The organism is Bizionia paragorgiae, from assembly GCF_900107625.1.
Taxonomy (GTDB): Bacteria; Bacteroidota; Bacteroidia; order Flavobacteriales; family Flavobacteriaceae; genus Bizionia; species Bizionia paragorgiae.
In genome coordinates, this window is sequence record NZ_FNQK01000010.1 from 1 (window position 1) to 11,646 (window position 11,646).

9 protein-coding genes are annotated in these 11,646 nt (G+C 37.5%); 2 read left to right on the top strand and 7 right to left on the bottom strand.

Annotation, left to right across the window (positions count from 1 at the left end):
* The 6 genes from BLV64_RS08560 to dinB form a co-directional block, all read right to left on the bottom strand.
* On the bottom strand, positions 1-292 hold a 292-nt coding region (locus tag BLV64_RS08560; RefSeq protein ID WP_092131355.1), incomplete at its 3' end, for an ISAon1 family transposase N-terminal region protein.
* Positions 293-420: 128 nt separating this feature from the next.
* Positions 421-1,059, bottom strand: a complete 639-nt coding sequence (locus tag BLV64_RS08565) for an SCO family protein (protein ID WP_092134051.1) — start codon at positions 1,057-1,059, stop codon at positions 421-423.
* Between the two features lie 3 nt (positions 1,060-1,062).
* A complete protein-coding gene (locus tag BLV64_RS08570; RefSeq protein ID WP_092134053.1) occupies positions 1,063-2,745 on the bottom strand; it encodes a hypothetical protein in 1,683 nt (560 codons plus the stop codon).
* 235 nt (positions 2,746-2,980) lie between these two features.
* A complete protein-coding gene (locus BLV64_RS08575) occupies positions 2,981-4,231 on the bottom strand; it encodes a DoxX family protein (RefSeq protein ID WP_143034141.1) in 1,251 nt (416 codons plus the stop codon).
* A gap of 156 nt (positions 4,232-4,387) precedes the next feature.
* Positions 4,388-7,345 (bottom strand): DNA polymerase III subunit alpha, encoded by a 2,958-nt coding sequence (locus BLV64_RS08580; RefSeq protein WP_092134057.1) that lies wholly within the window; start codon positions 7,343-7,345, stop codon positions 4,388-4,390.
* Positions 7,345-8,559 carry a DNA polymerase IV gene (gene dinB / locus BLV64_RS08585; protein ID WP_092134059.1) on the bottom strand — a complete coding sequence of 405 codons (1,215 nt, stop codon included), beginning with the start codon at positions 8,557-8,559 and terminating at the stop codon, positions 7,345-7,347. The genes BLV64_RS08580 and dinB overlap by 1 nt, the downstream gene beginning before the upstream one ends.
* Before the next feature lie 52 nt (positions 8,560-8,611).
* On the opposite strand from dinB, the gene BLV64_RS08590 reads away from it, so the two are divergent.
* Positions 8,612-9,385: an XRE family transcriptional regulator gene (locus BLV64_RS08590; RefSeq protein ID WP_092134061.1), complete on the top strand. Its 774-nt coding sequence runs from the start codon at positions 8,612-8,614 to the stop codon at positions 9,383-9,385.
* Positions 9,385-10,713: an exonuclease domain-containing protein gene (locus BLV64_RS08595; protein WP_092134063.1), complete on the top strand. Its 1,329-nt coding sequence runs from the start codon at positions 9,385-9,387 to the stop codon at positions 10,711-10,713. Before BLV64_RS08590 ends, BLV64_RS08595 begins: the two co-directional genes overlap by 1 nt.
* 207 nt (positions 10,714-10,920) lie before the next feature.
* On the opposite strand, the gene BLV64_RS08600 is transcribed toward BLV64_RS08595, so the two are convergent.
* On the bottom strand, positions 10,921-11,541 hold the full coding sequence (locus BLV64_RS08600) for an HD domain-containing protein (RefSeq protein WP_092134065.1): 621 nt from the start codon (positions 11,539-11,541) through the stop codon (positions 10,921-10,923).
* Between the last annotated feature and the right edge of the window lie 105 nt (positions 11,542-11,646).

The following is an 11,646-nucleotide window of genomic DNA, read 5'->3' on the forward strand; positions in this document are numbered from 1 at the left end:
CTACTAAATTCCAATCGCGTTGTACAACCTGATTCGTATTTTTATCTAACCATCTGCGACGTTTTACGTGAAGATAGACTGTATTACCTCGAAGTGGAAAATCTTGAATAGTGACTTCTTTGTGAAAACCATGAGCAACAAGCATTTTGGATTTCTCCTCTTTAGGAATCACATTGCGCTCTTCAAAATAAAGGTGCATTACTTCACCATTTTTTGTGTTTTTTATTAAATCGAAATGATTAATTAAAAATTCAGGGAGAATAAGTTTCAGTAATTCTAAATAATTGTCCACGGCTATTTTTTTTACAAAAATCGTAATCTTATTTCAATTCACACACAACTTTTGAGATTGATCCGAATTCTGTATTGTTTATACCGAATTGAACGCTAATCAAAAAATAGGGTCATGGATTTTAAAAGTTACTCAAGTAGTATTTTGATATCGCTTATTAACCGACGGATCTCGTGGTCTTCTGTGCCGTCATTAATACCACGAATCTGTTTTTTCTTATCTACTAAGATAAAATTTGGGGTATGAATAAAATCTTGTAGTCCGCCATCGCCTTGTTCTAAGACCGCAAAATAACTCTTTCTCGCTAAGCTATAAATGTGTTTTTTATCTCCAGTCGTTATATTCCATATGGAGTCATTAACACCATTATCGCTTGCGTAACTGCGGAGTACCGCTACATTGTCGATAGTTGGTGTTACGGATAATGATAAAAGCTTGACTTCCTTAGTATTTTTAAATTCGTTTTGTAAACGTAGCATATTGTTGGTCATTATGGGGCAAATCGTCGGGCAACTCGTAAAAAAGAAATCTGCGACATATATTTTGTCCTTATAATCATGTTGTGTTATCGTGTCTCCGTTTTGGTTTATCAGTTTAAAATCGGAGACAGTATGGTTTTTTGTTTGTTTTTGTAATTCAACATCAACTAATTCCGGATGGAAATCAGATGGTGTATAAACAGGGAGTTCTGGTGATGTTGACTGATTGCAAGCAAATACGCTACTAGTTATGATACTAATTAAAATATATCGCATCCACTGTTTCATCGTTTAAATCGCTTTTTGATTCAGGTATGTTCTAGCTTCACTAATTTCCTTTCGGTCACTTTTAGTGTGTTGAGAAAGGTCTAATAAGATTTTAAAATACATGCTTGCTTTTTCCTTTTGTCCCGCTTGTTGTGCTGCTAGTGCAGCACCATAAACGCCATTAAAACGGTTAGGTCTGCGTTGTAAATTCAATTCATAAGCCACCAAGGCGTCTTCTGGTTTGTTTAGTGCTAATAATAAATCGCCTAAGAGTTCGTCTGCGGGTAAAATTTCTCCTGGAGTAACCGGGTGTTTAGACGTTTTACTCTCCATATCTGCAGCCGTGGTCATTAGGGTGATAGCATTTTCTGATTGCCCTTTTTTGAGGTTTATCCATGCTGCAACGGACTTTATTTGTATTGCCACTTGATTTGCTTTATAACTATCTTTATTGGCTATTAATTTTTCCTTTAAATCGTGTAAAGTATCAAGTTCTTTACTTGCCAATTCAATATCATTTAAATGAATATGACCTAAAGCTTTAGCAAAACGCAAAAGGGCTTCTTGCCAAGGGAATTTTTCCCAATCTAAGCCTGGTAATTGTGGTAGCTCTAAAGCAGCTGCCTCATTCCAACTTTTTGTTTCAACAGCTATGCGTGATGGGATAGCGGCTGCAGTGTAAGCAATCTTTAAGTTCGTAGGAAATAGCTCTTTAAACGTTTTAAGATAATCGTATTGTTCTCTAGCTAAGGTGGTGTTTCCTGTTTGGAGGTAAGCATATACTAAATATCCCATTGCATGTACTTCTTCATCCCAATGGGCTCCTGGTGCAAGACTTTCGGCATAGCATACTGCCGATTCTGCGGATTTTATATTCGTAGCGATAGACTCCTCCCAAAGTCCTAATCGAGTAAATAGGTGAGAGGGCATATGTTGGGCATGCGCGGAGTTTGGTGCAATAGTAGCATAACGTCGTGCAGTATTTAACCCTAAATGAGCTAATTCTGGGTAGTCATAAGAATGTATAATGTAATGCGCTATCCCTGGGTGGTTGGGTGCTTTCTTAAATAGACCTTCTAATATTTTTCCTGCTTCCCGTTGTTTTGAATAGCTTTTATCGGAGGGTTCTGCTGAAGCACGTAAAGCTAAAGCGTAGAATACCGCAACTTCAGTATCGTCTTTATTGGCTTCGTATAGTGCTTTCATTTTTTCTGCATAAGCGTTTTTTCGACTTTGATTATCGGTGGTTTCCCAGTCAGTATAAAAAGCGTCAATAGCATTAATATATTGGGAGGCCTTTTCAGATTTAGGTAAGCTTTTTGCTACGCTTAGAAGTTTAACGCCTTTCTCTAACACGGATGGTGTTGGCGGTACCCATAAGCCATGATAGATACTCATGGCTACACCCCAATAGGCCATGGCACAATTAGGATCGGCATCTATCACTTGTACAAAGGCTTTCTCGGCTTCGATATATTCAAAGGAATGCAATAAAGCAATGGCAAGGTTAAAAGTTTCTCTAGTTTCATAGCTGCAAGATTCGGCAAAACTCACCTCACCAAACTGTCCGTCACCACAAAATTTAAGTTCTCCTCTTAAAAGATTTAAAGTGTCTAAGTTTGGTTGTGACGTAGTGTTTTTACATGAACTAAGAAAAATAAATACGACACACCCAATAGTAATGGCTGTATTTTTAAAATGATTCATACAGTTAAGTTAGTAAAAATAATTTTAAATATTGATTATTAGTTGTTTATGTTTTTTTTTATGCAGATATGGAAATGACCTTATTTTAGGATTATTGATTCTTGCAATTAGAAGTTTTAATCCTTTTATGTATAAATATAGACTTTAACTATAAAGGAAAAGGTGGAGAGTTCTATTTTTTCTAACTGGGGCTTGTAAGTCGTGTTGCTAAGTGCTTCTAGGCTATGTGTATTTTTTATTTAGTATAAGGGCGCTCATTTATCCATTGAAATTTACGCGCATATAGCTTAAAAGCTTTATGATCTATTCTGTTTAGTGTTATTTTCAAGGTGTCAGTATTTATTACGCCTTGTAATAGCAGACTATTAGTGCCTAGTTGCTTATAGTTAAAATTATACGTTGTAGCAACAGTACCTAATTTGTGTATGCTTACTTTTTGAGTGCTTGAATCTGGTATAAATGTATAATAATGTTTTGTGTCATCCATGGTTTTAACGGTAGCTTCCTCTTTAATGTCCACGATAAGATAACGCCATCGGTAGTTGTCTGTTATTAACGGTGGGAGGGTGTCTCCATTTTTAATAAAGTGACTAGCTTCCCAAATGCCATAAAGCAGTGGTTTTTTTCTGTTTTCTCCTCTATTTCTTTCCGTAGTATAAAAATTAAAAGATATAAAGCTAATAAGAAGAATTAAGGCAACAGATTTAAGCCAAAAAATGACCTTGTGGTATTTTTTATTGGCAATGGGATGGAAATAATTATAACTATCAACGGCTTTATTTTTTATAAAGACACTAATAAACCTATGGTCGGTAATAAAAATCACAAGAGCCATTAAAATAAGGTGTATCGAAAATAATTTGACGGGAATATCATAGCAGAAATTCATCATGGCCACTTGAGTCATTACCCCGATTATAATAAACGCCCCAAGTGTTTGTGTACGTCTAGGGATTAATAACAGGCCGCCCAGCACCTCCATTAGGCCAACAAAGACATTAAAACCTTTAGAAAATCCCATGTAAGTCCATGCTAACCCCATAGGAGTGAAATCACTTAAAGGATCCAACATATGTGTTAGTGAGGCGGATGGAAACTGGAGTTTAAAGATTTTAACAAAGCCATATAGAAGCATGGTCGCTACTAAGACGATACGGAGAAAGACTAAAAACCAATATAAAAGCGTATTGTAATTGTTGCGCTTGCGGTCTAATATACTCCATAGTAAAACAGTTACTCCTGTAAAAATAACAGTTACAAAAAGATTTAGATAAGCATAGGTGTTGTCGCCACTGCCGTTTCCGCTGACTTCATAAGCATAGTTTATTTTAAATAAGAATGTGCCAATCCAGCGGTAAGCGGTTTCAAAAAGAGGACTCAATAGCATGAGGAGCATATAGAGTACAAAATAAGAAAACACAAGCCTAAAGAACATTTTACTCTGGGTACTCCAATAGGTTCTATAGGTTTGTGTTAGTAGTTTCAAGTGTGGTTTGTTTAGTGGTGTCTAGTTAATATAACTTATTAGTATTTAAAAGTGAGTTTTTGTTACAAAAAGTTGATTATTAATGTGATAATAAGTTGTTGAAGGCAAAATACAGCTGGAGACAGTATCTAAATGTTGCTCATTTAACTTTTCAACTTAGCTTTCTCTAGGGTCTGGAACAATACCTAGTTTTTTGCTCCACACAATAGTCATACTATAAAAATCGAATCTATCGGTTATTTTACCATAGCAGGCGTAAACACCCAAGCCGTTAATAGGGAACTTATCGACTACCGAGGTAAAGTGTACGGCATCAAAATAAGTACCATCCTGATCTACAAAGGTGCTTAATCGCATCAGCTTGCCTTGAGCTGTTTTATTGTAGCGGGTGGTGACAAGGTTCCCATAGATTAATACTTCTTTATTGATATGTAGCTTCATGTCTTTAGCACGAATTCCGCCTTGCAGGGGTGTGTTTACTAGTTTAAAATAATCGCAAAGCGGAAAACCTAAAAGCTCCATCTCGTCGTAGGCATCTTCCACCCAATTAGAGTTTAGCTTGGGTAGAGTAAAGCTTTTATGCTGAATTTTAAATAGTTTCGATTGGTTCGATCGTGCCTTATCGGCATTCAGCTTAAAAGTAGCATGCCACAGCAATTCGGTTTTACTATGCTTAGTAAATCGGAAAGCATTAATTCTAATCAGTAATGTTAATTGCTCGATACTTATAGTAACGCGATCTATAAAATCGTCTAGAGATTTGTATGGACCGTAGAGTTGTCGCTCGGTTAATAGGCGCTGAATGGTATAGACTTCTAAGTTTTTTAAATACCCAAAACCGAGATAAATAGAAGTGCCTACCAAGCGGTTGGGGTGATCGCTAGTATTAATACAGGGCGCACAAATGGTTGCTCCTTGCTGTTTGGCTTCGTGTAAATAATGCTCCACACTATAAAATCCGCCGCCATTATTTAAAACGGCAGTCATAAACTCCAAGGGGAAATAGCATTTTAAATACATACTCTGGTAGCTTTCTACGGCATAGGATGCCGAGTGTCCTTTTGCAAAAGCATAGCCGGCAAAGCTTTTAATTTGGTTCCATACTTCTAAAGTAAGGGCATCGTCATGGCCTTGAGCTTTGCAATTGGCTAAAAACTTATCTTCTACGGCAGTAAATTCTGCGCGCGACCTAAACTTACCGCTCATACCACGACGCAGCACATCGGCCTCTCCAAGGGTGAGTCCCGCAAACTGATTAGCGACTTTTAAAACGTCCTCTTGATATACCATAACGCCGTAGGTTTCGGGCATGATTTTAAGGAGTATAGGGTGTGCCTTTTTACGCTGTTCGGGATGGCGGTGACGTTTTATAAATTCTTCTTTCATTCCCGACCCCGATACCCCGGGCCTAATAATAGAGCTAGCAGCGACCAAGCCCAAATAATCTTGCGTCTGCAATTGCTGCATGAGTCCGCGCATCGCTGGAGACTCCACATAATAGGCGCCAATAGCGCCACCAGATTTTAAGAGCCGATTAATGTTTTTATCTTTTTTAAAGGCTTCGACATTAGTGATGTCTATTGCTGGTACATCGGGTCTGTTTTCTTTTATAATTTCTAAAGCATCTTTAATTTTTGCTAAGCCGCGCTGACCTAGGATATCGAATTTAAACACTCCAACATCCTCGGCAATAATCATATCAAACTGCACGGTAGGGAAACCTTTTGGAGGTAAATCGGTAGCAGAATAACAATGAATAGGCTGGTCTAAGATTAAAATCCCTGCTGAGTGCACACTTAGGTAGTTGGGAAAGCCTTCGATTAATTTACCGTAACGCAAGACTAGTTTCGATATGGTGTCTAACTTAGATTCGGGAATATTGCCTTTGCTAAGCTTATCGATTTCTTCTTTTGGTAAGCCAAATACTTTACCCAATTCGCGAACTACAGCGCGATATTTAAAAGTGTTGTAAGTGGCTAGTAATGCCGTGTGTTCAAAACGTTTAAAAATGTAAGCGGTAACATCATCGCGGTCTTTCCACGAGAAATCGATATCAAAATCTGGTGGCGATGCGCGAAACGGATTAATAAATCGTTCAAAATACAGGTCTAATTCAATAGGGTCGACATCGGTAATACCAATAATATAAGCCACAATACTATTGGCGCCACTACCACGGCCTACATGAAAATACCCCTGACTTTTAGCATAAGACACAATATCGTGATTGATTAAAAAGAAGGACACGAAATCCATAGCTTTAATCGTATCTAACTCTGTTTTTAAGCGCTGTAATACCATTTCGCTAGGGTTTTTATAGCGTTTTTTTAAGCCTTGTTGACATAGGCGTTCTAAAAGCTGGCAATCGTCTTCAAAAGATTTGGTATAGAGTTTTAAGTTTTGAGATTGGCGTTCGGCACCAAAATTAAAGTGAATACTGCAGCGCTCTAATAGCTGTTTTGTATTTTCTAGAATATGCGGAAAGTCTTTAAAAGCGTCTTGTAACGCTTCCGCGGAAAGCATTTTGTCTGTAATTTTACACTCTTCAGTAGGACATAATTTGCTTAAAAGCGTGTTGTTATCGATAGCTCGCAGTAGGCGGTGGGCATTAAAGTCTTTTTGAGAGCGCACGGTTACCGGCTGAAGCACCACTAGCTTATCGGTATAGGTATTTAATTTTGAAAAACGTAGTTTTCGTAATTCTTCAACAGAAACGCCAATGTATTCAGAATCTGAAAATGACGTTTTATTCATTTGAAGGACTTTTTCAAACGGATAAATAACAAAACTGTCGTTAAACGCAGGGGCGGTTTCAGGACACTTTAGTTTGCGTTCAGAATGCAGCGATAAAAAGCGATTCAATTCTTTAAACCCTGCGTTATTTTTAGCAATACCAACAAAATGCTGCTGCGCACCACTTCTAAAATCAATACCAACCACCGGTTTAATATTATAGACCTTAGCTTGTCGTATAAAATTTAAACAGGCAGAGGTGTTGTTAATATCGGTTAATGCTAAGGTGGAGATACCATTTTCTTGAGCTAATTGTAGTAAATCAACTTCCGAAAAGGTTCCGAAACGCAAAGAGTAATAGGTGTGACAATTAATATACATTAGTGTTTTCTATGTGCTAATAAAACTGGAGGTTCGCCGCCAAACGGGTTTTGAAACCTACCAATTGTTTTGGCGCCCATCGAAGAGGCTCTCATAACGCTTAACTCGCCATAACGTCCACGAATAGTATCCATAGCGTTATAAAGGCTTAACATCTCTTCGGTGTCATCAAATAAATTAATCTGATAATTCCCTGTAACGATATCGCTTATTTTTACGCCTACCAATCGGATGAGTAGGCGGCGCTGGTACAGTTTATCGAACAGTTCCAAGACTTTAGGAATAATAATATGGTCGGCGCTAGAATAGGGGATTTTAATCTGTTTACTATAGGTGTTAAAATCCGAATACCTGATTTTCACGCTAATGGTTCCGGCTAATTTTTCACCTCTTCGCAACTGGTAGGCTAAACTTTCTGCCATAGCAAAAATGGTGGTTCGTAACTGTACCACATCAATAGTATCCTTGGTAAAGGTGCGTTCGGTAGAAATGGATTTTCGTTCGTAAAAAGGAATTATTGGCGGGTTGTCGATACCGTTGGCGCGTTTCCAAATGGTACGGCCGTTGGCACCCAAAGCACTAATCATCATTTCTACTGGCATTTGCTGTATAACAGCTACTTTGTCAACACCTAGATTACGTAGGGTTTGATAGGTTTTTTCACCTACCGAAGGGATTTTTCGAATGGATAAAGGCGCTAAAAATGATTTTTCAAAACCTGAGTCTATTTGTAACTGGTTGTTGGGTTTGGCTTCTCCAGTAGCGACTTTAGAGACTATTTTATTCGCCGATAAGCCGAACGAAATAGGAAGGCCACTCTCTTTTATAATCTGCTGTCTTAACTCAGAAGCGTACTTATAGCAGCCATAAAATTTATCCATACCGGTTAAATCGGCATAAAATTCATCGACACTCGCTTTTTCAAAAAGCGGTACTTTTTCTTTTATAATTTCTGTTACTAGATGCGAATACTTGGTGTAGATACCAGAGTTTCCTTTAATTACAACCGCTTCGGGACAGAGGCGTCTGGCGACTTTCATAGACATTCCCGAATGCACTCCAAAAGCACGTGTTTCGTAACTACAAGCCGCTACAACACCGCGATCACCAATACCACCAACGAGTAATGGGCGGTGTTGTAAACGACTATCTATAAGGCGCTCGCAAGAGACAAAAAAGGTGTCTAAATCGAGATGTAAAATATTTTTCTGCATAAAGCAAAAATAGTTTGTATATCGAACATTGATTGTTTAATTTTGTAACATTATGAATAATTTATCAAAAAACATAAAATACCTCAGAAACTTAAAAAAGTTGTCTCAGGAAGCTTTAGCTGAAGAATTAGGGGTGCACAGATCACGTATCACCTCGCATGAAGCTAATAGAACAGAGCCTAACGTGGATATGATTTTAGCCTTGTCTGATTTCTTTAAGGTACCGGTAGATATTTTGTTACGTCACGACTTAAGCAAGTCTAAAGGCACCTCGTTTATCGAATTGGGAAACCAGCGTGTGTTGTTTCCTATTATGGTGGATAGTGATAATGAGGATTTAATAGAAGTAGTACCTGTAAAAGCATCGGCAGGTTATTTGGCGGGGTATGATGACCCGGAATATATCGAGCAGCTTCAGAAAATAAAACTACCTTTTCTACCTACCGGTAAGCACCGTGCGTTTCCTATAAAAGGGGATTCGATGCTACCCATGAAACCAGGTTCGTTTGTTATTGGACGCTTTGTTGAGGATCGCAGCGATATAAAAACAGGAAGAACCTATGTGTTGGTAACACTTAACGAGGGGATGGTATATAAGCGTGTTATGAATAATATTGATTATAACGGCTCGCTACTTTTAATGTCTGATAATAAAGCTTATGACGATTATAGTATTCCTATAGATGAGGTTTTAGAGCTCTGGGAGTTTACTTGCAGTATTAATACTCAGGAGTATTCGGTTGAAGAATTAAAAATTAGCAGTATTCTCAACTTATTTAATGAGTTGGGAGTGGAGTTAAAAGCTCTAGAAAAACACTTAAAATAATGCTGTACACAATTATAGATGTTGAAACGACGGGGAGAAGTAATCAGATTACCGAAATATCTATTTTTAAATATGACGGCCGGCAGATTGTAGATGAGTATACTACCTTGGTAAATCCGCAGACAGAAATACCAGATTATATAACCGCTTTAACAGGTATTGATAATGCAATGGTTGCTCATGCGCCTACTTTTGAAGAGGTCGCACAAGCGATTTTAGACATTACCGAAGACACGGTATTTGTGGCTCATAACGTTAACTTTGATTATAACGTGATTAGAAATGAGTTTAAAGCCATAGGAATTGATTTTAGACGTAAAAAACTATGTACAGTAAGGCTGTCTCGTAAGTTATTACCGGGCCATAAGTCTTATAGTTTAGGGAAGTTGTGTAAGGCGTTGCATATTACGATTACCGACAGGCACCGCGCAAAGGGTGATGCAGAAGCGACGGTAGTGTTGTTCGAAATTCTTTTAAACCAAGAGAATGCTGAGACCGTGTTTAATGATTTTTTAAAGAAATCATCAAAAGAAGCAACCTTGCCGTCGCAGTTGCCAACGGCAGTATTTAATGCGATTCCAAACGCTGCTGGCGTATATTATTTTAAAGATAAAAAGGGAAATATAATATATATTGGTAAGGCTAAGGACTTGAAAAAGCGTGTTCTCAGTCATTTTTATAGTAAAACTAAGAAATCATTAGAGCTGTGCCGCGAAACAAAAGACATCGATTTCGAGTTGTCAGGAAGCGAACTTGTAGCGTTATTAATGGAGGATGCTGCAATAAAGCACCATTACCCTAAGTTTAATCAGGCAGCAAAACGGAAAACCAAGCAATATGGTGTTTTTAGCTTTGAAGATCGCAATGGTGTGCTTCACCTTGCTTATAATACTATTAAAACCACTCCCAATGCTCTAAAAATATTTCAAAGTATTAGGGAGTGTCGGGCGTATTTAGAGTCTATTTGTTTGCAGTATAATTTATGTCCCAAATATTGCCATTTGCAAGAAGGGGTAACACAATGCTCACATTACAGTATAAAAACCTGTAAAGGGATTTGTAAAGAGGAGGAATCTGCTGCCGAGTATAATGCCAGAGTAACTGCGGTTATCGATGCGATTAACAACACTACTGAATCAAAAGTGATAAAAGAACAGGGGAGAACACCGAGCGAGGAAGCCTTTATATTAATTAAAGATGGTACCTATTTAGGTTATGGATTTATCGACAAAGAAGAGGTGATACAATCTGAAGAAGAATTAGCCGATTTTCTAATTCAGCAGAAAGATAATTTAGATATTCAGAAAATATTACGTCCGCATTTATAGTTAAAGTACTAGTTTAACTATTGTTAACTCATAACTTTAAATAAATTGCCATAAGTCTTTAATTACTAGTATTTTGTAGTTTAATTAGAGGTGGTTTTGTTAGTCCAAGTCACTGTGTGTAAACCTTAAATAAGAGATATTGTTAATCTGCGGTGGATAACACGTATTTGCCTAAATTTTGTCTGTAGTCACGCTTTTATTTCGCTATTACGACGAGTGATTTAAACCTTCTAATTCCGTTTTAATGTTATGTTTGGCTTGAGCCTCAAAGGTCGATTTAAAATAATCTATTTTAAAAATTGAATCTAATGCTAAGAAATGCTGAAGCACTTTTATCCTTCCTTTCCGATACATAAAATCGGGATATATTTTATATTCTTTTCTGATACTATCGCAGTAGATTTTGTAGTCATCTGGACTTTGTCCTAAGATAGACAGGTCTAAATCCAATAGAATATTTGTATCTGTGTCTAACGATGGTTCATGGGCTTTTGTAGCTTCAATTAAAGCCATGCTTTCTGGTATACGTCTAAATGTGGTGTTTGAAAGTCTTTTTTCTAATCGTAAAGCACTTTCGTGCTCGTTAGTGCTCTTTGTCGCATTATAAATGATATCGTGGTAGTATATAGCAAACAAAAGCGTGTCCATATCCGTCACTTGCGAAGCTATGGGGGCTAAACTGTTTATCATGTGTTCTATATGCTGAAGGTTATGATAATAGCGCGATTTAGCGCTGTAAGCTTTTTCGATTTCTCGCCAACATTCTAAACTATAATCATCGTTATCAGAATACTTTGTAATCAGGGAAATAAAGGTTTCTTTTATCATAGTTGAGGTGTTTACCACCACCAAATTTAGGTGTAATTCCTTTATCACCCATTGTAACAGAGTAAAAATAGACTAGCGATGACTCCCGTAATACTTGATCCTGTT

Coding starts and splice junctions, on each gene's coding strand:
- BLV64_RS08580 (WP_092134057.1), bottom strand. CDS start 7,345: ATGTATATTAATTGTCACACCTATTACTCTTTGCGTTTCGGAACCTTT.
- BLV64_RS08590 (WP_092134061.1), top strand. CDS start 8,612: ATGAATAATTTATCAAAAAACATAAAATACCTCAGAAACTTAAAAAAG.
- dinB (WP_092134059.1), bottom strand. CDS start 8,559: ATGCAGAAAAATATTTTACATCTCGATTTAGACACCTTTTTTGTCTCT.
- BLV64_RS08565 (WP_092134051.1), bottom strand. CDS start 1,059: ATGAAACAGTGGATGCGATATATTTTAATTAGTATCATAACTAGTAGC.
- BLV64_RS08570 (WP_092134053.1), bottom strand. CDS start 2,745: ATGAATCATTTTAAAAATACAGCCATTACTATTGGGTGTGTCGTATTT.
- BLV64_RS08600 (WP_092134065.1), bottom strand. CDS start 11,541: ATGATAAAAGAAACCTTTATTTCCCTGATTACAAAGTATTCTGATAAC.
- BLV64_RS08595 (WP_092134063.1), top strand. CDS start 9,385: ATGCTGTACACAATTATAGATGTTGAAACGACGGGGAGAAGTAATCAG.